Source organism: Euzebyales bacterium (assembly GCA_036374135.1).
Lineage (GTDB): Bacteria > Actinomycetota > Nitriliruptoria > Euzebyales > JAHELV01 > JAHELV01.
The window spans coordinates 64,373-88,859 of sequence record DASUUK010000031.1 but is presented as its reverse complement, the minus strand read 5'-3'; the positions used below and the strand labels follow the sequence as shown (position 1 = coordinate 88,859).

Below are 24,487 nucleotides of genomic sequence, written 5' to 3'. Positions count from 1 at the left end.
TCAGAGTCCCTCTCGCTCGAGCAGCATCGTGACCGGACCGTCAGCTTCGGCGCTGATGACCATGTGCGCTCCAAACACGCCACGCTGCACATCCGTCGGGATGGCCGAACAGTACAGCTCGTAGAGCTGCCGCGCCCGTGTCGGATCGGCCGCGTCGACGAACGACGGACGCCGCCCTCTTGAGGCATCGCCGTACAGCGTGAACTGGCTGACCGCGAGCACCGATCCGCCGATGTCGGTGACCGAGAGGTTCATCCGCCCGGCATCGTCCGAGAACACCCGCAGCCCGGCGGTCTTGGCGGCGAGCCACTCGGCGTCGGCCGGCCGGGACCGGCGCCCGACGCCGACGAGCGCGAGCAGACCGGGCCCGATCTGCCCGACGATCTCGTCGTCGACCCGCACGGCGGCTGCGGTGACGCGTTGCAGCACGACGCGCATCAGCGCACGACCCGGGCCGTCGCTGACCAGTCGTTCCGCTGCTCACGGACGCGGGTACGTTTGTGCGTAGACCGCTGGACCCGCAGTGGGACGTCACGGGACGTCTCCGGGCCGGCAGGACGCGAGGGCGACATGAGCGCTGGCAAGAGACCACGGTCCATTCACGACCTCCGGGCGTTCAAGCAACGTGGTGAGCGTTTCGCGATGGTGACCGCCTACGACGCTGTGAGCGCGGAGATCCTCGACGAGGCGGGCATCCCGCTGCTGCTCGTCGGGGACTCACTGGGCATGGTCGTCATGGGGCACACCTCGACGGTGCCGGTCACCATGGACGACATCCTGCACCACACGGCGGCGGTACGCCGCGGCGCGCCCGACGCACTCGTGGTCGCCGACATGCCGTTCGGTAGCTTCCAGATCGACATGACCGAGGCCAGGCGCAACGCGACCCGCCTGCTCAAGGAAGCGGGCGCGACGGCCGTCAAGATCGAAGGCGGCGGTCCGATGGTGGACCTGGTCGCTGACCTTGTCCGCATGGGGATCCCGGTCATGGGCCACCTCGGGCTCACGCCGCAGTCGGTCAACCAGTTCGGCGGGTTCAAGGTGCAGGGCCGCACCGACGAGGCCGCCGACCTGATCGTCGACGACATCGTGGCACTCGAGCAGGCCGGTGCCTTCTCGGTCGTGCTGGAGTGCGTGCCGAGTGATGTGGGACGGCGGGCGACCGACGCCGTGGAGATCCCGACGATCGGCATCGGCGCCGGTCCGGACACCGACGCGCAGGTGCTCGTGCTCCACGACCTGCTGGGTCTGGGCGCGGGTCACCGGCCGCGCTTCGTGAAGACCTACGTCGACGGCCGCAGCATGATCCGCGACGCCGTGAAGGCCTTCCAGTCCGAGGTCGCCACCGGCGAGTACCCGGCTCCCGAGCACCGGTACTGAGACCACCGGGTGTGGCAGGTCGGTGCCGGCCCACCGGCACCACCCGCCACCGTGGCACCCAGCACTGGCCCACCGGCACCACGTGCCACGCCAGGGACGTGATCAGTCGGGCAGACCGGTCAGGCGGACTCCGGCGGACACCTTGTAGCGCCTGTTCACCGCGATGATCGCCGCGGTCAGCTCCTCTATGGGGCGGCTGAGCCGCAACGGCCCCACCACCACCGGACGGACGCCTCCGACAGCGCGCACCAGGTCGAGCACACGTTCGTCGGGGTCGTCGCCGGTGATCATCACGTCCATGTCCAGCGGGCCCACGTCCCGCGTCAGCCGGGCGGCGGGTATGTGGTGGAACGCACCGAACACGCGGGCGGTCGGCAGCAGCGTGGCGATGAGCTGCGCGGCGCTGCCCTCGTCCACCGGGAGCGCCTGCGGCCCGTGCGCATCGAAGCCGAGGCGGTTGACGCAGCTGATCACGGTGGTCCCGGCGAGCACGTCACCGAGATCCCCGAGCAGTGGGCGGACGCCGTCGAAGGGTACGGCGACGATCACCACGTCACGCGCCGCCGCGTCCCGGTTCGGGCCACCGCGCAGCGCGCTGTCATCGACCGCGTGGTCGTCGAGCAGGCCGGCGGCGGCCCGCTCGGCGCGGGTCGCATCCCGCGAGCCCAGCACGACGTCGTAGCCCGCCATGGCCAGCCGCATCCCCAACCCACGGCCGAGCGGACCCGTGCCGCCCAGCACCCCGACGGTGGGTCGCGACGCGTCGGTCACCTCAACGGCCCGAGCCGGCCGGCTCACGCGGCCGGGCAGGCTCGTCACCGTCACGACCGTCGCCGGCACCACGCACCATGGTCGGGGTCGTGTCCATCGTCTGCGCACCGTCGAGGAGGACGCGCCGCGCCGGATCCAGGGCGCCACGCGCAGCGGCGAGCGCCTCGTCACCGGTCAACGACTCCTTCTCCACCAGCAGGTCGGCCATCGCGTCCAGGCCCGTGCGCAGGTCGGCGAACCGGTCGACCAGGTCGTCGAGCGCCGACGTGAGGATCCGCTGCACCTCGCGGTCGATGACCTCCGCGGTCTGCTCGGAGTACTCGTGACCGCGGGCGAGCTCCTCACCGAGGAACACCTGTTGCTGGCTGCCGTACCCGATCGGGCCGAGCTCCTCGCTCATGCCGTACTCGCGCACGATGGCCCGCGCGAGCTTGGTGGCCTGCACGAGGTCGTGCTGACCACCGGTCGTCGGCTGGCCGAGCACGACCATCTCCGCGGCACGCCCGCCGAGCATGACCTTGATCTTGGCCTCGAGGTAGCTGAGCAGGTAGATGTGCCGCTCGTCGATCGGCAGTTGCTGGGTGACGCCCAGCGCCATGCCCGTCGGCAGCACCGTCACCTTGTAGACGGGGTCTGCCTCCTCGTCCAGGAACGCGGCCAGCGCGTGCCCGCCCTCGTGGTAGGCGACGGCGAGCTTCTCCTTCTCGTCGAGGCGCAGGCTCGACCGCTCACGCCCGATCGTGTGGCGTTCCCGCGCCTGCTCGACGTCGCGCATGCGTATCTCGTCGGAGCCGTCCCGGACGGCGATCAGTGCGGCCTCGTTGATCAGGTTCTTGAGGTCGGCGCCGGCCATGCCGGGTGTGCCGCGCGCGATGACCTGCAGGTCGATGTCGTCGCCCATGGGCTTGCCCTTGGTGTGGACGACCAGGATCTGCTCGCGCTCCTCCAGCGTCGGCAGAGGGACGACGATCTGGCGGTCGAACCGTCCCGGGCGCTGCAGCGCGGGGTCGAGCACGTCAGGGCGGTTGGTGGCCGCCATGATGACGACGCCCTCGGAGCCCTCGAACCCGTCGATCTCGCCGAGCAACTGGTTCAGCGTCTGTTCGCGCTCGTCGTGCCCACCGCCCAGACCTGCGCCGCGCTTGCGGCCGATCGAGTCCAACTCGTCGATGAAGATGATCGACGGGGCGTTCTCGCGCGCGGTCTTGAAGAGGTCCCGCACGCGGCTGGCGCCGACGCCGACGAACATCTCCATGAAGTCCGAGCCGGTGACCGAGATGAACGGCACCCCGGCTTCGCCGGCCGTCGCCTTGGCCAGCAGCGTCTTCCCGGTCCCGGGCGGGCCGACCAGCAGCATGCCCTTGGGGACCTCGGCACCGGCACGCCGGAAGCGGTCCGGCTCGCGCAGGAAGTCGACGACCTCCTTGATCTCCTGCTTGACCTCGCGGTAGCCCGCGATGTCGTTGAACCGTGTGGTCGGCTCGTGCGGCTTCCACAGGCGCGCGGTCGACTTGCCGACGCGCGACAACGGTCCCATCTGACCCCGCGCCTGCCGGTTCAGATACCAGAACAGCCCGAAGAACAACAGGATGGGAAGCCCGAAGAACACCAGCAGCGAGAGGACGCTCTCACCCTCGACGCGAGCATCGATCTCGACCTCGTTCTCTTCGAGGAAGGACTCGATGCCGTCCTGGCCGATCACCTCCGCCGGTGGGAGGGTCGACGTGAACCCGCCTTCGTCAGCGCGGTCACCGGACTCGCTGAACGTCCCCTCGATGGCCTGTCCGGTGAAGGTCACCGACTCGACGTCGCCGGCGGCCACCGCTCGGCGGAAGTCGTTGTAGGTCAGCGACTCGCCCGACGTCGTCGGATTGAGCAACCAGAGCAACCCGAGCGCGACGAGGAGGCCGACCAGTAGTCGATTGCGGTTGGTTGGGTTCACGTGCAGCCTCGCTACGTTTCCGTCTCCACCATTCCTACCCCGAGTTTGGGCGACCCACCAGTTGAGTGGGGGCGGTGATCCCACCTGTGCACAGCCTTTGAACATCCATGACGGTCACTTGGGAGATTGGTGATGGCACGCCCGACAACGCCGGCACGGGTCCCGGTCAGGAATCGGTCTGGGACCATCCGCGTCCACGGCGGCGGCGAGCGACGCGTCCGGATCATCCGTCAGCAGCGCACGACCCGCTCCGAGGGCACGCCCCGGAACGCGGTCCTCACCGATCGGTTCACCGTCCACCCTGTTCGGGTGGACCGGGGCGTGGTTGCCGACGAGGTGGTCGGAGGTCAGGCTGGAGGGTTCCACAGTGGCTGGATCACTGACGATGTCGTTGGGCCTTTCGAGGGCAAAAAGGGAACCCTAGGCTGGTGAGCGTCGTTCTGTGCGCCCCGGGTACGCTCACGCGCACACGATCGGCCAGTCCGAGCGGTCGAAGCTGGAGGACCACGTGCTACGCACCGACCTCACCGATCACCGCAGCACCGATGACTTGAGACTCGTGCGGGCGGTCGCCGACGGCGACGCCATCGCCCTTGCTGAGGCGTACCACCGCACGATCACCGCTGCGCACGCGTGCGCGCGCAGGCTGCTCGCCTCGCCTGTCGAGGTCGAGGCGCTGCTGCGTTCGGTCTACGCGGAGCTGTGGGAGGAGCCCCCGGTCGAGGACGCGTTGGAGGGGTGGGTGCGCGCACGCAGCTTCGCGCTCGGCACCGGCTACCTCCGGCAGCGTGGTCTCGCGGCGCCGTCGCCGTCACTCGCGGCGTGGACGTCGGGTGTCGACGCCGACGAGCGCAACGCGGCCAACGATCCGCTGGAGCGGATGATCGGCGAGCTCGAGCGCGACCAGCAGGCCGCGCTCGTCCGGGCGCACGACCAGGGCATCCCGACCTCCGACCAGGAGGAGGGCGCTGGCGAGGCCCTCAAGCACGCACTGCTGGCGCTCGCGAGTCCACTGAGTGACGCCGAGCGCCATGCGGCGGAGATGTGCAACAGCGGGGTGGCACTCGCCAACTGGATCTTCGGTCTGCTGCCTCCGCACGAGGCCGCGACCGTACCCGGTACCGCGGCGGAGCCGACGCCGTGCGGCCGCCTGGCCGGTGTGCTGCGGCGCGCGCGACGCCGGTTCGAGCCGCTGCCACCGACGCCCGACCTGGGCCACCGTGTGCTGGCGTGGGTGCTGAGCAACGGGCAGGCGCGGGGGCACCTGCTCCACGCGTCCAGCCTCGACGCCGACCTGCGCGTCGCGTCGTCAGACCTGGATCGCCGTGCGGACGATCGCGTCACAGGCATGCCCCGGTCCTCACTCGACATGGACCTGCCGACGTCGCCACCCGCACAGGTGCAGCAGCCGCCGGTCACCGCGTTGCGGCCCGAGAACGGGTCGTCCCCCAGTGGCTGGGCGCGACCTGAGCCCGAGCACGCCGACCGCGTGGACCGGGACGCCGGGTACGACCTGCCCACCCCGCTGCGCGCGCCGAGCGGCCCGCCGGCGCTGGCCGGATCCGGCGCCACGCCGGCCGCCTTCGGCAACGCCGCTCCCGCACTGGCGCCGGAGCCGGTCGACGACGACGAGGACGAGGATCTCGTCCGGATGCCGCTGCACAGGTCCGGACGTCCGTCCCTCTCACACGCGACCGGCGCGTCCCCCACCACACCCGACGTCGGCGAGACCCAGGCGTTGCGCCCTCCGCCCGACACCGCGGCGCCTGATGACGACGCGACGGCCCCGCCACCGGCGGCGCCACGGCGGCAGCACGACCCGGAGCCCCCTCCCGCCGGCCTGCATGGTGAGGACACCGCTGAGCCACCAGCCGGACTCCACGGCGACGACAGCGTCCCACCGCCACCCGCCCTCCGCGCGCGCGACACCGACACCGCACCACCGCCACCCGCGCTCCGGCCGCGCGACACCGACACCGCACCACCGCCAGGCGGACCGCCGTTCGACGACGACACCGCTGAGCGACCGGCCGGACTCAGGTTCGATGACCACTTCGGTGACGACGACGACACGGTCCCGCCGCCGGCATTCCGGGCGCGCGACGCTGACAGGGCACGTCCGCCGGCCGGGCTGCGTCCCGACGAGACGGCACCACCGGCCGGACTCAGGTTCGATGATGACCACTTCGGTGATGACGACAACACCCTGCCTCCGCCGCCGGCCCTGCGAGCGCGCGACGCAGACCGACGAGGGTCGTCGGAGGACGAGGTCGCGCCGAACCCGCTGGGCAGCCCGATGGGGTCAGGCGTCGACAGCGGCACCGAATCACCGCTACGACGCCCGCCGCGGGGGCGTGAGCGCATGCAGGAGACCCAGCAGACTGCGTTCACATCTGATCCGGACACCTCCTCCGACGACTGGGCATCACGCTCCCGGGACCACGACATCCCCCGCGAGCCGCAGGGATCGGATCCACGCCCGGCACGCACCGACTGGGAAGAGACGGTGCAGACACCCATCCAACGCGACGACAGCGACCCGCGTGTCGACGAGTTGTTCGGCGGTGCGGGAGCCGGTCCGGGGGCGCGGCCACAGGCGTCGTCGAGCAATCAGGCCGCGAACATGACGGCGCCGACCCTGCCAGCCGCTCGACGGCCGACTCCCCAACAGCAGTCGTCCCGGCCGTCACCCGCCCAACGCCACGCGAGCGACCCGATGACGTCGAGCCAGACGGGCTCGACGCCGCGTCCGGCCGCGCACCACACCGAGCCGGTCGACGACGCGCAGATGTCCGGCGGCGTCAGTCGCATCGTCCGATGGATCGTCGTGCTGGTGCTGATAGCCGCGGGCGCGGTCGTGGGCATCACGCTCGGACAGTGGGTCGCGGTGGGCTGACGACGCGGTATCCGCGTCGCCCGAAAAGTCCGGTGACCTCGTCGTCCGACGTCATGCACCACTGCGCGCCGGACGTGGCCGCCGAAGCGTCAGCCGACCGGCGCGGGCGGGTGCACGAGGCGGCGCGAGACCTCGCGTGCCAGCGCCCGCACCCTGGGGCCGAGCGTGGCAGGATCCCGCAGGCGCACCGAGGGTGCGACGATCCCGACGCTCGCGACCGGCCTACCGCGGCGGCCGACGATCGGTGCGGCGACGCCGACGACGCCGCGGTCGATCTCGTCCAGCGACAGCGCGTACCCCCGCGTGCGGCTCGTCTCGAGATCGGCCGACAGTTCCGGTGAGGCACCCAGGTCGCGCCGCAACTCCGGCTCGAACTGGAACAGCAGTGCACGACCGTGTGCACCGGCGACCAGCGCGTGACGCGTGCCGACCGGATAGTTCACGCGGGTGCTCAGGCCGCGTGGCTCGACCCGATCGACGACGACGACGTCCCGACGGTCACGTACGGCCAGGCAGACGGCCTCGTGCGCCTGCTCCATCAGCGAACGCATGCCCGGGAGCGCGTAGCGGCGCACATCGAGTTGACGCGTCGCACGGATGCCCAGCTCGATGACCGAGACGCCGAGGTGGAACCTGCGGGTGTCGGAGTCCCGGACGGCGAAGCCTTCGGCGGTCAGCGTGTCGAGCAGCCGGTACAGCACCGCACGGTCCAGTCCCGTCCGCGCCGACAGCGCAGCGACGGTCGCGCCCTCAGGCGCCTGGCTCAGCGCCTTGAGCACCTCCAGCCCGCGACCCAGGGTCCGCGATCCACCAGCCTGCACGTTCGCCATGGGGCCACACCCGCTCTCGTTCACCGACGTAGCCGCTCCAACAGGTCGTCGCGCGTACTCCGATCGGCGCCAGCCACCGGCTTGCGCTGGAATCATCACACAGAGCGAGCAAGAACCGTGCGCTACGTGGCGCAGATGCGCGCTCAGCGCACACATCATGCCGCAGGTCTCGCGCCCATCCTCTACGTCGGACTCCGCGCGGTACCCGCCCACCGGGGTCGTCCCAGACCCGCTCCACGCTCCCGACCCACTGCTAGGCTTCACACGTAGCTCGCGGTCACCGGTGTGACGGATCATTGACCCGCCGAACCGCCCGCATGTCGTTGCCTCCCCCGCTCGCGAAGGTGTTCGCCGTGTCCCAGCCCGACGCGATCCACACCGGATCGATCCCTGCGCCCTCGGCCCATGAAGGCGGGCCGGACCTGGACTTCCTCGCCGGATCCAGCGTGTTCCGCAAGCTGTACGACAACCGCATCCTCTATCTGAAGGGGCCGATCGAGGACACGGTCGCCGACACACTCGTGGCGCAGCTGATGTCGCTCGATGCGGAGTCCGAGAAGGACGTGACGCTCTACATCAACTCGCCGGGCGGTCTCGTCAGCGGGATGTTCGCCGTCTACGACGTGATGCAGCTGATGCGATCGAAGGTGAACACCATCTGCGTCGGCATCGCCGCGTCGGCGGCGGCCTTCCTCCTGGCGACCGGTACGGGCATCCGAGCGGCCACCCCGAACGCCCGAATCATGTTCCACCAGCCACTCGGCGGCGCGCGCGGCCAGGCGGTCGACATCCAGATCCAGGCCAAGCAGATCGTGTTCCTGCGCGAACGGCTGTACGAGATCCTCGCCGAGCGGATGAACAAGGACATCGAAGAGATCCGCCGCGACGCTGACCGAGACTTCTGGCTCTCGGCCGAGGACGCCGTGACCTACGGCGCGATCGACGAGGTCCGACAGCGCGGCGGCGTCTAGACGGGTCCGGCGACAGCGGCGGCGCGGAGACGACACCGCCCCGCCGTGGCCCCCCGCGCGCGCAGATCCCGGTCGGCGGTCAGACCCGCTGACAGCGCGGGCAGTAGGTCGTCCCGCGGCCAGCGACCTCGATCCTGCGCAATGTGGTTCCACAGCGTGGGCAGGGACGTCCCTGCTGTCCATACGCCACGAGGAACGTCGCGTTGCGCCCCGACTGGCCGTTGACCATCTGGTAGTCGCGGAACGTCGTGCCCTCACGCTCGATGGCGTCCGCCAGGACCTGACGGATCGCGGTCCACAACCGCGCGGCACGTTCCGGCCCCACCCGTCTCGCGCGTGGGTTGACGCGTGCGAGCCACAGCGCCTCGTCGGCGTAGATGTTGCCGACGCCGGCGACCGGACGCTGCGACAGCAGCTGGGCCTTGACCGGCATGCGTGAACCGGCGAGTGCGGCGTGGAAGCGCCGTGGGTCGAAGTCGGGCCCGAGCGGCTCAGGACCCATGCGTGCCAGCGTCGCGATGCCGGCGTGATCGCCCGCGGCCACGACGCTCAGACGGCCGAACCGGCGTACGTCACGGAAGTCCAGCACACCGTCGTCCAGCGTGAAGGTCGCGCGGACGTACGCGTCGGGGGTCCACCCGTCGCCCCGGAAGCGGAACGCACCGGTCATGCCGAGGTGCATCACCAGCTCACGCGGTGGCCTGCCCGACGCGTCGAGATCAGCCAGGAGGTACTTGCCACGCCGGCGCAGTGCGGTGACCGTGGCACCGACCACGGACTCGACGTCGGCGAACCGCGCCTGCCGGTCGATCCAGACGGCGGTGATGCGTCGTCCGACGACACGCGGGCGCAGCTGGCGGGCGACGCTCTCGACCTCGGGCAGCTCCGGCATGTCACCCAGCTTGCCGCAGCGGGAACGCCGATGATGAACCTGACGTGGCACGGGTACGGTCCCATCAGGACCGGCACGATCACCCGACCGCCGCCTGCAGGAGGACGTGCGATGGCCAGCAGCATCCTTGACGTACCCGAGCCGATCAACGAGCCGGTGCGGTCGTACGCGCCGGGAACCGCCGAGCGTGACGCACTCGCAGCCGAGCTGCGCGCGGTCGCGGCCGAGGTCGTCGAGGCGCCGCACGTCATCGCGGGCGAGGACGAGCATGCGGACGAGACCTTCGCCGTCCGCGCGCCGCACCGCACCGATCTGCACCTCGCCGACGTCCACCAGGCGACGACTCGTCATACCGAGGCCGCCGTCGCCGCCGCCAAGGCCGCGTCAGCGTCGTGGTCGACGACATCGTTCGAGGAGCGGGCGGCCATCTTCCTGCGCGCGGCGGACCTGCTGGCGGGACCGTGGCGTGACCGCATCAACGCCACCACCATCCTCGGTCAGTCCAAGTCGTGGCACCAGGCCGAGATCGATGCGGCGTGCGAGGCGATCGACTTCCTCCGCTTCAACGTCGCCTTCGCCCACCAGCTGCTGGCGAACCAGCCGCTGAACGCCGACGGGTTGTGGAACCGCATGGACTACCGCCCGCTCGAGGGCTTCGTGCTGGCGATCACGCCCTTCAACTTCACCGCCATCGCGCTCAACCTGCCGACCGCGCCCGCGATCATGGGCAACACCGTCGTCTGGAAGCCGTCGGAGAAGCAGGCGCTCGCGGCCCACTGGACGATGCGCGTGCTGATGGAGGCCGGGCTGCCGCCCGGCGTCATCAACCTGGTGCACGGCGACGGAGGTCTCGTCAGCGACGTCGCCATGCACGACGAGGCGTTCGCAGGTCTGCACTTCACGGGGTCGTCGAAGGTCCTCCAGGGCCTGTGGCAGCAGGCGGCGGAACGGCTCGACATGTACCGGGCCTTCCCGCGCATCGTCGGCGAGAGCGGCGGCAAGGACTTCGTGGTCGCGCATCCGTCGGCGAAGGTCGACGAACTGATCGTGGCACTCGGCCGCGGCGCGTTCGAGTACCAGGGGCAGAAGTGCTCAGCCGCCAGCCGCGCCTACATCCCCCGGAGCCTGTGGGACGGCGTCCGCGACGGGATCGCCGATCTCGCGTCGGCGATCCCCATGGGTGATGTCGCCGACCCGACCGTGTTCTGCGGGGCGGTCATCGACCGGGCGGCGTTCGAGAAGCACACCGACGCGATCGGTGCAGCCGTGGACGACGGTGCGAAGACGTTGGTGGGTGGCAACACAGACGACAGCGAGGGCTGGTTCGTGGACCCGACGGTGCTCGTGACCGAAGACCCGACCTCCATGACGATGGCCACCGAGCTGTTCGGACCGATCCTGACCGTCTACGTCTACGACGACGCGCGCTGGAGCGACACGCTGCACCTCGTGGACCGCACAAGCCCTTATGCTCTGACTGGTGCGGTGTTCGCTCAGGACCGCGCCGCCGTGGTCGATGCCAGCCAGACGCTGCGCCACGCCGCCGGCAACTTCTACATCAACGACAAGCCGACGGGATCCGTCGTCGGCCAGCAGCCGTTCGGTGGTGCCCGCCGATCGGGCACCAATGACAAGGCCGGATCGATCTTCAACCTCCAACGGTGGGTCAGCCCACGCACGATCAAGGAGACCTTCGTGCCGCCGACCGACTGGCGCTACCCGCACCTCGCGGAGTGAAGGTGACCTCATGACCCATCCTGCGCTGCTGCTGACCAACAGCGACGCGGGCACCGCGACCGAGGAGCGCATCACTGCGGTCGAAGCCGTGCTGCGCGACGCACGCGACGTCACACGGCGCACGTGTGACGACCCGACGGACCTGCACGACGTCCTCCGCCGGTTCGACGGCGACACCGTCATCGTGTGTGGCGGCGACGGCAGCCTGCACACGCTGGTCAACGTGCTCCACGATCTCGACCGCCTGACTGACACGACCGTCGGCATCGTGCCGCTGGGCACCGCCAACGACTTCGCGGCCGGGCTGGGACTGCCCGATGATCCGGTCGAGGCCGCCAAGGTCTGTGCGTCGGGTCATGCCACGCCGACGGATGCGCTCGTGACCGACGACGGTGAGGTGGTCGTCAATGCCGCGCACGCCGGCATCGGCGCCGTCGCCTCCGAGCGTGCGCGGCCGCTCAAGCCGCTCACGGGCGCACTTGCGTACCCGCTGGCGGCGTTGCTCACCGGCGCCACGACGGCCGGTCAGCTGGTGACGGTCGAGATCGACGACGACGTGGTGCACGAAGGACCGGCGCTGTTGACCCTGGTCGCCAACGGACCGAGCCTGGGCGGGCAGGCGCTGCTGTGCCCGACGGCCGATCCGCGCGACGGCCTGCTGGATCTGCTCGTGATCGGCGACGTGGCGATCGCCGCACGCGCCGCACTTGCACGCGACGTGCAGCGGGGCGAGCTCACCGCGCGTGACGACGTCGTCGGGCACCGGGGCCACATCGTCCGCATCCGTGGTGAGGCGATCGACCACAGCCGCGATGGCGAGCTCCGCCACGACATCGCGGACGCGACGTACCGGGTGCGGCCCGGAGCGTGGCGGGTGCTGCACCCGTAGCGCGGGTTGCCCATGTTGGTCCTGACGGATCGGCGCGGCCAGCCCGTGACGCGCCCGGCATGCAATCCTGATCACAAGCCCATAGGTTTGCCCGCGCGAACCAGCTGACGGGCCCGGCAGGTGGAACCTCACCATGACCATGCGACTGGACGACACCTGGACACCCACGTCCTGGCGTCGACTTCACGCTGCGCAGCAGCCCGACTGGCCCGACCTCGACCATCTCGAACGCGTGCTGGTCGGCCTCGATGCCCAACCGCCGCTCGTGTTCGCGGGAGAGGCGCGCCGCCTGCGTGATGAGCTCGCCCAGGTCGCCCGCGGCGACGCGTTCCTGCTGCAGGGCGGCGACTGCGCGGAGACGTTCGCCGCCTTCTCAGCCGACGCCATCCGCGACAAGCTCAAGATCCTGCTGCAGATGGCGGTCGTGCTGACGTACGGCGCCCAGCTGCCAGTCGTGAAGGTCGGTCGCATCGCCGGACAGTTCGCCAAGCCCAGGTCGTCACCGACCGAGCAACGCGGCGACGAGGTGCTGCCGACCTACCGCGGCGACGCCGTCAACGACCTCGCGTTCTCGTTGGACGCGCGCGAGCCGGATCCCGATCGCCTCACCCGCGCCTACCACCAGTCGTCGGCGACGTTGAACCTGCTCCGCGCGTTCACCCGCGGCGGCTTCGCGGACCTCGAGAAGGTCCACCTGTGGAACCAGGAGTTCGTGCGCAACAGCCGACAGGGGCAGCGGTACGCCGCGGTCGCCGACGAGATCACCCGCGCGCTGCGGTTCCTGCGGGCCTGCGGCGTCGATGTCACCAACGACCCGACGTTCCACACCGTTGATCTGTGGACGTCCCACGAGTCGCTGCTGCTCAACTACGAGCAGGCACTGACCCGGCGGGACTCCCTGACCGGCGACTGGTACGACTGCAGCGCCCACCTGCTGTGGATCGGCGAGCGCACGCGCGATCCCGACGGCGCCCACGTGCACTTCCTGTCGGGCGTGGGCAACCCGGTAGGCGTCAAGCTCGGCCCGACCGCCACGGTCGACGAGGCGGTCGCGCTGGCGGCGCGGTTGAACCCGGACAACGAGCCGGGCAGGCTGACGTTCATCGTGCGCATGGGCGCAGCAGCGGCACCGGACCGCCTGCCCGCGCTGGTCCGGGGCGTGCACCGCCGCGGCCTGTCGGTCGTGTGGTCGTGCGACCCCATGCATGGCAACACGTTCGTCAGTGGGACGGGCTACAAGACCCGCCGGTTCACCGACGTGCTCGACGAGCTGCGGACGTTCTTCGGTGTGCACGCGCAGGAGGGCACGGTGCCCGGTGGCGTGCACTTCGAGCTGACCGGCGAGGACGTCACCGAGTGCCTCGGGGGCGCGCAGGAGATCGCCGACGCCCATCTGGCGCACCGGTACGAGACCGCGTGCGACCCGCGTCTGAACAACAAGCAGGCGCTCGAGCTCGCGTTCCTGCTGGCCGAGATGCTGCGCGACGGCGCCTGACGGCGGGCGGCCAGGTGCGGCCCCCGCGACCACGACGGGCGTCAGTCGAACCGGCAGGCTCCGGTGTCGACGGGGCGTGTGCGCCCGGCGCCCTCGGCCACGATGTCGCGGATCGAGTCGGCCGCCAGCGCGTAGCCGGTGCTGGGGTCGTCCACGGCGGCCGCGAACACCACGCCCGCGACCTCGCCGTCAGCGGTGACGAACGGCCCGCCCGAATCGCCGCGCGTGACCGGGTCGGCGAGGATGAGCACCTCTCGGCGGACGCTCTGGCGCCCGTAGATGTCGCGGCCCTGCGCCCGCACACGCCGCCGCACCGCAGCCGGCTTGACCGTCAGCCGGTGACTGCCACCCGAGAACCCGAGCGTCGCGCCCGTGAGCCCGCGGTCGGGCACCTCACCGACCCATGGCAACGCGGGTGCACGCAGGCTGGGTGCTGACAGCACGGCCAGATCCAGGCGGGGATCGAACAGCACGACCCGTGCGGGACGGCGCCCACGTGGGTCGCGGACCGCGATGCTCTCACCACCGGCGACCACATGGGCGTTGGTCACGACAACGCCGGGTCGGGTCACGAACCCGCTGCCCGACGAGATGCTGTCGCACCCGGCCGCCTCGACCTGCACGACGCTGCGCTCTGCGGCCGCCTGCGCGGCCGCGACGACGCTGCCCCGTGGGGTCGGCGCGGGCGGAGCCGTCACGTCCGGCTGGAAATCGCTGAAGACCTCCGGGAACCCCTGCTGGTCGAGGTAGGTCCCGACCCGGGCGATCACATCCGGTGGCGCCGGGAAGGCGTCGGAGATGAGGTTGACCAGCCGGGAGTCGCGCAGGGTGTTGGCCAGCGACTGGAACGGGCCACGCGACAGTGGTGCGGCCAGCAGCCAGACCGCGAGCACCAGGCTGAGCGCGGCGACACCGATCCCCGCGGCTGCGTCGACGCCGCCCGCGCCCGCCCGGGCGGCGGCACGGCGCAGGCGGATACCGATCGCGATGCCGACCGACTGCGCCGCGAGCAGGCACACCAGCAGGATCGTCAGGGTGAGCAACGACAGGGTCGGGCCCGGCCCGTCCGCCAGCAGTGCCGCCACGCCGGGCGCGATCACCGCGCCCACGAGCAGGCCGACGGCCGCGATGCCGTACGACGCCACCTGAGACAGCCCGCCGAGGCGCCCCCCGCGCACGCACACGGCGACCAGCACGATCAGCAGCAGGTAGTCGAACCCGTTCAACATCAGCGCACCGTCAACTCCGTCGCAGCCCGCTCATACGAGCCGCCGGATCCGTCCGTCGGACACGTGCAGCACCGCGCGGGCCGCTTCGTGCAGCGCCGCGTGGTGGGTGCGGAACAGGGTGATCTCGTCGTTCCCACCGCCGTCGGGCGTCCTCGCCTTGACCGCCCCATCCTCACCGTCATGCTCATCATCATCGTCGAGCGCGGCCAGCGCCGCGTCCCAGTCCGTCGCCGCCGCCGCGTCGCGCAGGTGCATGGCCGGTGCCTGCAGCAGCGCGCGCTCGAGGTCCTGGATGACGGTCAGGACCACATCGGTCGTCGTCACCACGCCCGGCGTCGTCAGCAGGTGCAGCGCCTGCAGCTTGCGCATGGCCATCGCCATCACCAACCGCGGCTCCCCGAGTTCGGCCACCGCCGAGTCGACGGCGCGCAGATCGAGCGTCACCGCGTTGGGCACGGCGAACCATCGGCGCAGCAGCATGAACAGGTCTTCCGTCGCGCCGCGTATCGCCAGCAACTCGCGTGGCTTGGGGATCTCGTCCATTGCACTCCAACGCTACCCGAGCACCCGCTCGCGGCGCGTCGAACGACGCCGATCGTACGGGTCGCACGCTGGACGACTAAGGTTGTCCCGTGGCTGACGCGAGTGCTCTGCTGATCACGGTGACCGGACGGGACCATCCGGGCATCACCGCCACCCTGTGCGCCGTGCTCGAGGAGCACGCCGCGCGGATCATCGACATGGAGCAGGTGGTCATCCATGACCGACTGATCCTGGGCATCCTCGTGTCGTTGACCGGGGACGAGGCGCTGCTGCGCAGCGACGTCGCCGCCATCGCCGACGAGATGGCGGTGCACATCGAGGTCGAGCAGATGGCGTCGCGACGCGCCGGCAGCCCGGTCGGCCGCCACTCGGTCGTGATCCTCGGACAGCCGTTGCGGCCGTCGGCCGTTGCGGCGCTGACGGCGGTCATCGCCGAGCAGGGTGCCAACATCGACCGGATCGAACGCCTGTCGCGCTACCCCATCACCAGCTTCGAGCTCACCGTGTCCGGCGCCGACGGACCGTCGTTGCGCGACGGGCTGGCGACCGAGGCCGCCCACCAGCGCGTCGACGTCGCCGTGCAGGCGGCGAACCTGTACCGCCGCGCGAAGCGCTTGATCGTCATCGACGTCGACTCCACGTTGGTGCAGGGCGAGGCGATCGAACTGCTGGCCGAGGAGCTCGGCTGTGCCGACAAGGTGCGCGAGATCACCACGCGGGCCATGGAGGGCGAGCTCGACTTCGAGGAGTCGCTGCGCGAACGGGTGCAGCTGTTGGCCGGCTGCCCGCTCGAGGTGCTCGATCGTGTTCGCGGCCGACTGCGCCTCACACCGGGTGCGCCCCTGCTCGCCCGGACCCTGCGTCGCCTTGGCTTCGTGACCGCCATCGTCAGCGGAGGGTTCACCCAGATCGTCGAGCCGATCCGCGACGACCTCGGCCTCGACCACGTTGTGGCCAACGAGTTGGAGATCGCCGACGGCCGGCTGACGGGCAACCTTCTCGGCGACATCGTCGACCGCAGAGGCAAGGCGGCCGCGCTGCGCGACCTCGCCGCGCAGACCGGCGTGCCGATCAACCAGACGGTTGCGGTCGGTGACGGCGCCAACGACCTGGACATGCTCCGCGCGGCCGGCCTCGGCATCGCGTTCAATGCCAAGCCCGTGCTGCGGGAAGCGGCGGACACGACCGTCAACGTGCCGTATCTTGATGCGATCCTGTTCCTGCTGGGCATCACCCGGGAGGAGATCGACGCCGCCGACGCGGACGCGGTCAACGCCCGCTGATCGGCACGAGGCACGAGGAGCAAGCCACGGTGGTGCTGTTCGCCCGGACCCGGGCCAACCCGATCTTCTACGCCGACCGGCTCGCGCTGATGATGCGCGACGAGCCGGCACGGCTGGAGCGCATGCGCACCGAACCGCGCAACGTCGACCTCATGTTGTGGAACGTGTTCGCGTCGCTCGACACCCACGACGACCAGGACTGGCTGGCCTACCGCCTGCAGACCGTCGGCGGACCGAACCTCCGCGCACCGGTGCGCATGTCGCTGTTCTCCGGGCGCCTGCACGCGCCGCACCTGCGCCCGTCCCGCGCCTACGTCCGCGAGATCCACCGCCGCGCCGGCGTGGAGCACGGTGACCACGACGCGATCGCGATGTACGAGGAGCCCGTCGAGGTGCCGGTGCGCATCGAGACACCCGAGGTCCTGCTGCTCGTCGACGGCGGCCGGCAGCGGCTGCGCTCGGGAACGGGCGGACGGGACCGGTTCACCGAGATCGTCGACAGCGGCCTCGAGCACGCCCGCCGGCTGTCATCGCGGCTGTCGATCGGACTGGTCCTCGACGACGACAGCAGCGTGCTCACCGACGACGTGCCGCGGCTGGCCACCGCTGCAGGGCTTGCGCCGCGGCTGCCGTGGCGCGACGATCTCCCCCGCGTCGATGTCCACGGCACCGGCTGGTCGGCGCTGATGGCGCTCTGGAATGACGAAGCCGGCCACCTCGACCTGGGCGGCCAACCCACGCGGGCGTTCCGCTCCTACACCGAGCGCGCGTCAGCCTGACCCGTTGACCGCGTCACCGTCCGGTGCCCCGGCGTGTCACGCCGCCCGCGGGACGTCGTCCACCTGCCCGCGCGCCACCGCGCGCAGCCGTCGGCCCTCGGATGACAGCACCGTACCGGCAGCACCGACGACGACCAGCGCGCCCGCGAACAGATGGCGCCAGTACAGTGGCTCGCTCAGCAACCACCATGCGAGCCCGCCCGCGATGAAGGGCTGGGCGAGACGCATGATGGGCGGGATCGTCGCCGGGACGTAGCGCAGTGGCCACGTCATGACGAAGTGGCCGACCGTCCCGGGGCCGATGGCGACGCCAGCGGCCAGCAACAGGTCCGTGACCTCCACCTGCAGGGCCGGCGCCCCGGTTGCGAGCACGAAGGCACTGACGACCGTTGCCGCGACGGTGATGGTGCCGAACAGGAACGGCACGACGGCGAGGTGGTCGCGCCCCCGTTTGGACAGCAGGAAGAACGCCGCGAAGGCGACCACATTGCCGAGCGCCATGGCCATCCCCGCGACGTTGCCGGTTGGCGCCGACGAGGCAGCCACGGCCAGCAGCGCGGCGCCGGCGATCGCGACGGCCGCCCATCCCCAGAACCCGCGCCCGGGACGTTCGCCGAACATCCAGCGGGCGCCGACCGCAGTGACGACCGGCGCGAGCGCCGCGACGAGGGTGACATCGACGACGGTCGTGACGCGGATCGCGGTGAACAGCAGCAACTGGTGCATACCGAACGCGACCCCGGCCCACACCGCCACCCGCCACTGGTGCGCGCGCGGCCACTGCTCGCCGGCGCGCACCTGGAGAACCGTCAGGACGCCCAGCGTGACCACGCCGATCCACAGCCGCCAGAAGCTGAACACCGGTCCGGACACGCCGGACGCCTGCACCATCACGGGGCCGGTCGAGTACAGCAACACCCCCGCCGCGACCAGGACCAGCGGGTAGCGCCGTGCCGCCGACCGGATGCGGTCGGCGGTCACGATGGCCGGATGAGCCGAGCCGCGGACGGCCTATCCGACGGCGTCGGCCGCCCCCTGCTCGGTCGTCGCACCCGCGTGACGCAGCTGACCGCTGGAGTCCTCGAGGTGCGCTCGGACGAACCACTGGAACATCTCGAGCTGTTCGGTCTGGGCGATGATCATGTCCTGCGACACCAGGTCGAGGTCGTCGAACTCGGCGATCGCCTTGCGATGGTCGCCGATGACGCCCGTGTAGACCACGTCGAGCGCCGCCAGGTGCTCGTCGGTGGTCGCACGCATCAGGTCGTAGTCATCCCACGCGCGGTTCTTGGCGACGAACCCAGGGGTGCCAACCGGCTGTCCACCCATCGTGGCGATGCGCTCGGCGACGTCATCGGTCATCGTCCGGACAGCGTCGACCTGGGGATCGAGCATTTCGTGGACGCCGATGAAGGTCGGCCCGACCACGTTCCAGTGGATGTGCTTGAGGGTCAACTGGAGGTCGAGCAGTGCCGTCAACCTGTGCTGGAGGGTTTCGATGACACGCTCGGCGTCGGCTGTGTCCATGCCGGGGACCGTGTACTTCGAAGACATGCGGCAGCGCTCCTTCGCGCGGGATCGTAATGGGAACGTACCCATCGTTCCCGTCCCGCCCCGCCGGTAACCCGCCGCCCGACCGGCTCGACGACGCCCGACCTGGCGGGCCTCGGACATCAGCATCGTCCCCTCCGGACCACCCGCATGCCCAGACCTCGGGCAAAGTCCTTGACCGGCGTCGGCGACGTGCTGCAATAATGCTGCACCCCGACGAGGAGGTTGGCAGACGATGGCGGAGTTCCGCCTGACGAGTCCTGCGTTCCAGCACGACGAAGATCTGCCAGACCGCTTCTCCGCTGACGGTGGCAACGTGTCGCCTCCCCTCGAGTGGTACGGCGTGCCCGAGCAGGCCAAGGAGCTCGTGCTGATCTGCGACGACCCGGATGCCGAGGTGGGGGTGTTCACCCACTGGATCGTGTACGGCATCGCCGCGCACGAGACCCAGCTGCCCGAGGGCGTGCCACGCGATGCGGTGATCGACGAGCCGGTCGAGCTGATGCAGGGACTCAACGAGTTCGACGAGGCCGGCTACACCGGCCCGACGCTGGGCGACGAGCTCGAGGAGACACTGCCCCACCGTTACTTCTTCCGCCTCTTCGCGCTCGACACGGAGATCGATCTGCCACCGGGTGCGCGTCGCGACGAGATCCGTCGCGCCTCGGTCGGGCACGTGGTCGGCACCGCCGAACTCGTTGTGATCGCGTGACCCGGATCGGCGTCGAGCACACGGCGGCGCACCTGTGACCGATCGGGCTGCTGCCACACCACCGCCGTGGCAGCAGCGGTTCCGGGCCGTGCGCCACAGCCTGCCGGTGTGGGCACGCGGAGCTCCGGAGCGGTCGGCCTACAGCACCAACGTCTCGGGCGTGCGCCAGGTCTGGTCATGGGATCTGTCAACCGACAAGCACACACCGATCACGGACCGGCCCACAGGTGTCCGATGGGGTGTGCCGCTGCCGGACGGCGGCGGCATCGTGTGGTTCTCCGACGATCACGGCGACGAGGTCGGGCAGTTCGTGATCTCACCGTTCGATGGCGGTGACGCCGAACCGTTGGCCCCCGCGGTGCCGGCCGGGTGGTCGGCCGGCCTGTCACTGCGCGCGCGGCGCCACGCGTTCGGTCGCGCCGACGCGGACGGCTTCTCGATCGTGGTCGTCGAGGCCGGGGACGCGACGGTCATCATCACCCGCACCAGCCCGGTGTCGGTCGGTGGTCTGTCCGCCGACGCCGAGCTGCTCGCGCTGTCGGACACCTCCCACGGCGACACGTTGCATCCGACCGTCCAGGTGGCGGACACCGCCGGGCAGATCGTCGCGACCGCGTACGACGGGCTTGGCAACACCGTCGACCCTGCGGGCTGGTCGCCGGTGGAGGGTGACCAACGCCTCGCGCTGGTGGCTGACCGCACCGGACGGCGGATCGTCGAGGTCTGGGACGTCGCCTCCGACATCCGCACACGGTGCGATGTCGACGTTCCCGGGGAGCTCGACGTCGAGGACTGGTGGCCAAATGGTTCAGCGTTGCTGCTCGCACACGAGTACCGCGGCCGCCGGACCCTGCTGCGCTACGACATCGCGGGCGGACGGGTCGCTGACGTCGAGCTCGGACCGGGCACGGTCGGTGCTGCTCGGGTCCGACCGGACGACACCCTGTGGTACGTCTTCGAGTCGTCGGCGCACGCGCCGACGGTCCGCTCGCGCGCCGGGCACGACGATCGCGTGCTGCTGTCCGCCCCGGGCACACCGGCGCCAGACGGTGTGCCCGCCCGGTCGATCGACTACCTCAACGATGACGGCGACATGGTTCACGCGTTCCTGTCGCTGCCACCGGGCGAGCCGCCGTTCCCCCTCGTCGTCGACGTGCACGGTGGTCCCCACGCCCAGGTCGGCGACGAGTTCGACCCGACGGTGCAGGCGTGGGTCGACCACGGATTCGCCGTCCTGAGTCCGAACTACCGCGGGTCGACGGGCTACGGCAAGCGGTGGCAGGATGCCCTGGAGGGCGATCCGGGCCGCCCTGAGGTCGTCGATCTGCGCGCCGGTCGCGACCACCTCGTCGCGTCCGGCGTGGCGGACCCGGATCGGATCGTGCTGACCGGCGCCTCGTGGGGTGGGTACCTGACGCTGCAGGGCATCGGAACGGTGCCCGACGCCTGGTCCGCGGCGGTGGCGGTGGTTCCAGTCGCGGACTACCTGGCGGCGTACGAGGACGAGTCGCCGGCACTGCGCGAGTTCGACCATGGCCTGTTCAAAGGCACGCCCGACGAGCGCGGTGACCTGTACCGCGAGCGGTCGCCGATCACCTACGCGCATCAGGTGACCGTTCCGGTGCTGATCATCACGGGCGCCAACGACACGCGGTGTCCGCGCCGGCAGGTCGACAACTACGTGGCGGCGCTCCGAGAGCACGGTGTCGCGTGCGACTACGACGTGTTCGAGGCCGGCCACGGCTCGATGGCGATCGCCGAGAACATCCGGCAGCAGGCGCTGGCACTCGACTTCGTCGCCCGGCACCTGCGCACCCCCGCCGCGCAGCGCTGAGCAGAGGCTCGTCCATGCCGCCGTACGGGGCGGCGCGAACACGTCAGCCGGGGTCGCCGTTCACGCGTTGGATCCGAAGCCCGCACGGTCGCGCTCGGCCCGGTCACCGATCATCGCCAGCCCGGTGACGACAGCCAGGCCGATCGCCGCACAGACGACCGCCAGCACGATCTCCCCACCGTCGCCGGGAGCGTGCAGCACGCCCTCCTCGGTCCGCCAGGGCCACAGCCGACGTAGCGAGCCGGCCATCAGACCGACCAGCACCGCCATCGTCGCGTCCTCGTGCGCGTCCAACAGCCATGCCAGCAGCTTGGAGAACAGGGCCAGGCCGGTGATCGCCCCGACCGCGAACACCGCGATGTACCCGATGTCCAGGTTGCCGGCGGCCTCGAGCGTGGGCTCGTACATCCCCATGATGAGCAGCAGGTAGGCGCCGCTGACACCCGGCAGGATCATGGCGCAGATCCCCACCACCGCCGAGCCGAACACCAGCGGCAGCGCGGGATTGCTGACGGTCGACGGCGTCAGCCCCGCGAGCACGAACGCAACGACGGCGCCGGCGGCGGCGAGGCCGATGTGCATGCCGCGACGCTCCGATATGCGCCGCCACGGGATCGGCAACGCACCGGCGATCAGGCCGAAGAACACCGCCGAGGTGATGATCGGGTAGTGCTCGATGAGCGACGGCAACACCAGGCTGCCGACGCCCAGCGCCGCCAGGATGCCGACGCCCAACGGGATGACGAGCCCGAACTCGGTGCGCCGCCAGTGCTCGGCGGCGGCGTCCCGGTCACTGCGGAGCACGGATCCGAGCGCCGACGCGACCCGGTGGATGCTGTCGATCAGCCGCTCGTAGATCCCGAGGACCAACGCGACCGTGCCGCCGCTGACGCCGGGGATGATGTCGGCGCCACCCATCAGCATGCCCTGCAGGCCGTGGGTGATGGTCGACGCCGAGCGGGAGCGCCGGGCGGAGCCGGTGCCGTCGACGACCTGGTTGTTCGCGGTCATGTCCTGCCATCCGATGAAGTCGACGTGGGTGCCACAAGGTGACGTCCCGGCGTCACATCCGCGCGCTCGCGCCCCGCCCGACGACGCCGCAGCGCAGCGTAGCCGAATCGGCGCCGACGGGCCGCCCACGCGGTGTGGACGTCCGCCACGGTACACCGCCCGGTGGCTAGCATGACGCCATGGCCCCGAGCACGTCCAGCACGGTCTCCGACGGCGCGGCCGCGCCGTCCGCACCCACACTCGTGCACGCGGCCGAACCACTCCCGGGCATGCCGAGCCCGCCGCCGCGGGATCCCGAGATCCGGCTGTCCTTCTCCCGGGTCGACACGTACGAGCGCTGTCCCCTGCTGTTCAGGTTCCGCTACGTCGACAAGTTGCCGTCGACGCCGAGCCCTGACCTGTCGTGGGGATCGGCCATCCACGCCGCGCTCGAGGTGTGGTGGAGCCAGAAGCTGCCGACACCGCCGCCGGTCGAGGTGCTCTACCGGGCGCTGTACGAGCACTGGGAGGACACCGGGTTCGCCGACATGGACCGCGAGACCAAGCTCGTCTGGTACCGCCACGCGCGCGATGTGCTGGCGCGCCACCACGAGCGCTACGCGGCCGACTACCGGCCGGCGGTCGCGTGCGAGCAGTGGTTCGAGCTCGACCTTGGCGACGGCGTCGCCGCACGGGGGTCGATCGACCACGTGGCCCGCACGGCGTCCGGTGGGCTGGGCATCGTCGACTGGAAGACCAACCGCAGGGCGCGCAGCCGCAGCGAGGTCGCGTCGAGTCTGCAGCTGGCGATCTACACGCTGGCGGCGCGCGAGTTGTGGGGCCGCGAACCGGAGTGGGTCGCGCTCGATTTCGTCGTCCCCGGCCTACGCGTCACGGTCGACCGCGCCGAGATCGACGTCGACGCGGCGCTCGAGCGGTTCCGCGAGGTCGCACGCAGCATCGCCGCCCAGGACTTCGACCCGAGCCCGTCACCGCTGTGCGGTTGGTGCGACTACCGCGGCGTGTGTCCGGCGTTCGACGGCGACGGTCCGGACGTCCCCGGCCTGGCCGTCGTCGAGCTCGAACGCCTGCGGCGGCGGCGTGCGCGCGACGAGGCCCGCATCGCCGAGCTCGAGCAGATCGTGTCGCGCTACCTGGGCGAGGAGATGGCGCTCGACCTCGACGGCGGGGCGCCCACCGACTGACGCACAGCGGGTGCCGGTCGGCCGGGACGGCCCGCGATCGACGACGGCGTCGAGCGATGCGGATCGGACACGACGGACACGGTGCACGGTGTTCCCCGTGTCCGAACGACGTCGCTCGTGCGTCAACGTCCGGCAACGCCCGCGTCGAGCGACGCGCAAGCACAAGGGTGGGAGCCGGCCGATAAGCCGGATTCTGTCAGCACCGCGATCGCGGTGGGGCGACCATCTATCTGGGATCGACGTCGCCGTCGACCTCGTGCGGCCTACCTGGTGCTCGGCGGGCCACCTGCGAACGCACCTGCTTGGCCTTGCTCCGGACGGGGTTCACCTGGCCGTCGACGTCACCGCCGACGCCGGTGCGCTCTTACCGCACCCTTTCACCCTTACCGGTGGTGGCGTGCGCCGCCACCGGCGGTCTGCTCTCTGTTGCACATGCCGCGTGTCGCCACGCCTGGGCGTTACCCAGCGTCCTGCCCTGTGGAGTCCGGACTTTCCTCGGCGGGCGATGAACCCGCCGCGGTCGCCTGGCCGGCTCCCGGCACCAGGATATCCGCCGTC

The 24,487-nt window shown here is 70.8% G+C and carries 21 protein-coding genes and 1 other RNA gene; 11 read left to right on the top strand and 11 right to left on the bottom strand.

Annotated elements, in window-relative coordinates; translation table 11 throughout:
* Nucleotides 1–438: a D-aminoacyl-tRNA deacylase gene (dtd, locus tag VFZ70_04605; protein HEX6255070.1), complete on the bottom strand. Its 438-nt coding sequence runs from the start codon at nt 436–438 to the stop codon at nt 1–3.
* A 132-nt stretch (nt 439–570) separates the two neighbouring features.
* On the opposite strand from dtd, the gene panB reads away from it, so the two are divergent.
* The gene (gene panB / locus VFZ70_04600; GenBank protein ID HEX6255069.1) at nt 571–1,380 is read left to right on the top strand and encodes a 3-methyl-2-oxobutanoate hydroxymethyltransferase; all 810 of its coding nucleotides are present in this window, start codon (nt 571–573) and stop codon (nt 1,378–1,380) included.
* A gap of 102 nt (nt 1,381–1,482) precedes the next feature.
* Here the strand turns inward: panB and npdG are convergent, their stop codons facing one another.
* A complete protein-coding gene (npdG, locus tag VFZ70_04595) occupies nt 1,483–2,151 on the bottom strand; it encodes an NADPH-dependent F420 reductase (GenBank protein HEX6255068.1) in 669 nt (222 codons plus the stop codon).
* 1 nt (nt 2,152) lies between these two features.
* A complete protein-coding gene (ftsH, locus tag VFZ70_04590) occupies nt 2,153–4,093 on the bottom strand; it encodes an ATP-dependent zinc metalloprotease FtsH (GenBank protein HEX6255067.1) in 1,941 nt (646 codons plus the stop codon).
* A gap of 508 nt (nt 4,094–4,601) precedes the next feature.
* On the opposite strand from ftsH, the gene VFZ70_04585 reads away from it, so the two are divergent.
* On the top strand, nt 4,602–6,989 hold the full coding sequence (locus tag VFZ70_04585; protein ID HEX6255066.1) for a hypothetical protein: 2,388 nt from the start codon (nt 4,602–4,604) through the stop codon (nt 6,987–6,989).
* Nucleotides 6,990–7,078: 89 nt separating this feature from the next.
* Here VFZ70_04585 and VFZ70_04580 read toward each other — a convergent pair whose 3' ends face one another.
* Nucleotides 7,079–7,819, bottom strand: coding sequence for an IclR family transcriptional regulator (locus VFZ70_04580; protein ID HEX6255065.1), 741 nt, complete (start codon nt 7,817–7,819; stop codon nt 7,079–7,081).
* 353 nt (nt 7,820–8,172) lie between these two features.
* Between VFZ70_04580 and VFZ70_04575 the strand changes: the two genes are divergently transcribed.
* Nucleotides 8,173–8,790 carry an ATP-dependent Clp protease proteolytic subunit gene (locus VFZ70_04575; protein HEX6255064.1) on the top strand — a complete coding sequence of 206 codons (618 nt, stop codon included), beginning with the start codon at nt 8,173–8,175 and terminating at the stop codon, nt 8,788–8,790.
* A gap of 79 nt (nt 8,791–8,869) precedes the next feature.
* On the opposite strand, the gene mutM is transcribed toward VFZ70_04575, so the two are convergent.
* Nucleotides 8,870–9,682, bottom strand: a complete 813-nt coding sequence (mutM, locus tag VFZ70_04570; protein HEX6255063.1) for a bifunctional DNA-formamidopyrimidine glycosylase/DNA-(apurinic or apyrimidinic site) lyase — start codon at nt 9,680–9,682, stop codon at nt 8,870–8,872.
* 111 nt (nt 9,683–9,793) lie between these two features.
* Between mutM and pruA the strand changes: the two genes are divergently transcribed.
* The 3 genes from pruA to VFZ70_04555 all read left to right on the top strand — a co-directional run bounded on the left by pruA (nt 9,794) and on the right by VFZ70_04555 (nt 13,803).
* Nucleotides 9,794–11,419, top strand: a complete 1,626-nt coding sequence (pruA, locus tag VFZ70_04565) for an L-glutamate gamma-semialdehyde dehydrogenase (protein HEX6255062.1) — start codon at nt 9,794–9,796, stop codon at nt 11,417–11,419.
* Nucleotides 11,420–11,429: 10 nt separating this feature from the next.
* Nucleotides 11,430–12,308, top strand: a complete 879-nt coding sequence (locus tag VFZ70_04560; protein ID HEX6255061.1) for a YegS/Rv2252/BmrU family lipid kinase — start codon at nt 11,430–11,432, stop codon at nt 12,306–12,308.
* A gap of 133 nt (nt 12,309–12,441) precedes the next feature.
* Nucleotides 12,442–13,803 carry a 3-deoxy-7-phosphoheptulonate synthase class II gene (locus tag VFZ70_04555; protein ID HEX6255060.1) on the top strand — a complete coding sequence of 454 codons (1,362 nt, stop codon included), beginning with the start codon at nt 12,442–12,444 and terminating at the stop codon, nt 13,801–13,803.
* Between the two features lie 41 nt (nt 13,804–13,844).
* Here the strand turns inward: VFZ70_04555 and VFZ70_04550 are convergent, their stop codons facing one another.
* Nucleotides 13,845–15,032 (bottom strand): MarP family serine protease, encoded by a 1,188-nt coding sequence (locus tag VFZ70_04550; protein ID HEX6255059.1) that lies wholly within the window; start codon nt 15,030–15,032, stop codon nt 13,845–13,847.
* Nucleotides 15,033–15,062: 30 nt separating this feature from the next.
* A complete protein-coding gene (locus VFZ70_04545; protein ID HEX6255058.1) occupies nt 15,063–15,575 on the bottom strand; it encodes a hypothetical protein in 513 nt (170 codons plus the stop codon).
* Nucleotides 15,576–15,664: 89 nt separating this feature from the next.
* On the opposite strand from VFZ70_04545, the gene serB reads away from it, so the two are divergent.
* Together serB and VFZ70_04535 are read left to right on the top strand one after the other, a co-directional pair.
* Nucleotides 15,665–16,858, top strand: a complete 1,194-nt coding sequence (serB, locus tag VFZ70_04540; GenBank protein ID HEX6255057.1) for a phosphoserine phosphatase SerB — start codon at nt 15,665–15,667, stop codon at nt 16,856–16,858.
* 29 nt (nt 16,859–16,887) lie between these two features.
* Complete coding sequence (locus tag VFZ70_04535; GenBank protein HEX6255056.1) at nt 16,888–17,637, top strand: hypothetical protein; 750 nt, start codon at nt 16,888–16,890, stop codon at nt 17,635–17,637.
* 36 nt (nt 17,638–17,673) lie between these two features.
* Here the strand turns inward: VFZ70_04535 and VFZ70_04530 are convergent, their stop codons facing one another.
* Nucleotides 17,674–18,618 (bottom strand): DMT family transporter, encoded by a 945-nt coding sequence (locus tag VFZ70_04530; protein ID HEX6255055.1) that lies wholly within the window; start codon nt 18,616–18,618, stop codon nt 17,674–17,676.
* A gap of 30 nt (nt 18,619–18,648) precedes the next feature.
* Nucleotides 18,649–19,191, bottom strand: a complete 543-nt coding sequence (locus VFZ70_04525; protein HEX6255054.1) for a DNA starvation/stationary phase protection protein — start codon at nt 19,189–19,191, stop codon at nt 18,649–18,651.
* A gap of 232 nt (nt 19,192–19,423) precedes the next feature.
* Here VFZ70_04525 and VFZ70_04520 point away from each other — a divergent pair, with 232 nt between their 5' ends.
* Nucleotides 19,424–19,900, top strand: a complete 477-nt coding sequence (locus VFZ70_04520; GenBank protein ID HEX6255053.1) for a YbhB/YbcL family Raf kinase inhibitor-like protein — start codon at nt 19,424–19,426, stop codon at nt 19,898–19,900.
* Between the two features lie 34 nt (nt 19,901–19,934).
* Nucleotides 19,935–21,734 (top strand): prolyl oligopeptidase family serine peptidase, encoded by a 1,800-nt coding sequence (locus VFZ70_04515; GenBank protein HEX6255052.1) that lies wholly within the window; start codon nt 19,935–19,937, stop codon nt 21,732–21,734.
* Nucleotides 21,735–21,794: 60 nt separating this feature from the next.
* Here VFZ70_04515 and VFZ70_04510 read toward each other — a convergent pair whose 3' ends face one another.
* Entirely contained in the window at nt 21,795–22,745 is a 951-nt protein-coding gene (locus VFZ70_04510) for a DUF368 domain-containing protein (protein HEX6255051.1), read from the bottom strand.
* A 179-nt stretch (nt 22,746–22,924) separates the two neighbouring features.
* Here VFZ70_04510 and VFZ70_04505 point away from each other — a divergent pair, with 179 nt between their 5' ends.
* The gene (locus VFZ70_04505) at nt 22,925–23,929 is read left to right on the top strand and encodes a PD-(D/E)XK nuclease family protein (GenBank protein ID HEX6255050.1); all 1,005 of its coding nucleotides are present in this window, start codon (nt 22,925–22,927) and stop codon (nt 23,927–23,929) included.
* A 166-nt stretch (nt 23,930–24,095) separates the two neighbouring features.
* Here the strand turns inward: VFZ70_04505 and rnpB are convergent.
* An RNA gene (rnpB, locus tag VFZ70_04500) (RNase P RNA component class A) lies at nt 24,096–24,465 on the bottom strand.
* Between the last annotated feature and the right edge of the window lie 22 nt (nt 24,466–24,487).

Excerpts from the sequence above, each read along its gene's own strand:
- VFZ70_04555 (HEX6255060.1), top strand. The coding sequence starts at position 12,442 with ATGACCATGCGACTGGACGACACCTGGACACCCACGTCCTGGCGTCGA.
- pruA (HEX6255062.1), top strand. The coding sequence starts at position 9,794 with ATGGCCAGCAGCATCCTTGACGTACCCGAGCCGATCAACGAGCCGGTG.
- dtd (HEX6255070.1), bottom strand. The coding sequence starts at position 438 with ATGCGCGTCGTGCTGCAACGCGTCACCGCAGCCGCCGTGCGGGTCGAC.
- VFZ70_04560 (HEX6255061.1), top strand. The coding sequence starts at position 11,430 with ATGACCCATCCTGCGCTGCTGCTGACCAACAGCGACGCGGGCACCGCG.
- mutM (HEX6255063.1), bottom strand. The coding sequence starts at position 9,682 with ATGCCGGAGCTGCCCGAGGTCGAGAGCGTCGCCCGCCAGCTGCGCCCG.
- VFZ70_04525 (HEX6255054.1), bottom strand. The coding sequence starts at position 19,191 with ATGTCTTCGAAGTACACGGTCCCCGGCATGGACACAGCCGACGCCGAG.
- VFZ70_04550 (HEX6255059.1), bottom strand. The coding sequence starts at position 15,032 with ATGTTGAACGGGTTCGACTACCTGCTGCTGATCGTGCTGGTCGCCGTG.
- VFZ70_04505 (HEX6255050.1), top strand. The coding sequence starts at position 22,925 with ATGGCCCCGAGCACGTCCAGCACGGTCTCCGACGGCGCGGCCGCGCCG.
- VFZ70_04520 (HEX6255053.1), top strand. The coding sequence starts at position 19,424 with ATGGCGGAGTTCCGCCTGACGAGTCCTGCGTTCCAGCACGACGAAGAT.
- VFZ70_04580 (HEX6255065.1), bottom strand. The coding sequence starts at position 7,819 with ATGGCGAACGTGCAGGCTGGTGGATCGCGGACCCTGGGTCGCGGGCTG.
- VFZ70_04510 (HEX6255051.1), bottom strand. The coding sequence starts at position 22,745 with ATGACCGCGAACAACCAGGTCGTCGACGGCACCGGCTCCGCCCGGCGC.
- VFZ70_04545 (HEX6255058.1), bottom strand. The coding sequence starts at position 15,575 with ATGGACGAGATCCCCAAGCCACGCGAGTTGCTGGCGATACGCGGCGCG.
- panB (HEX6255069.1), top strand. The coding sequence starts at position 571 with ATGAGCGCTGGCAAGAGACCACGGTCCATTCACGACCTCCGGGCGTTC.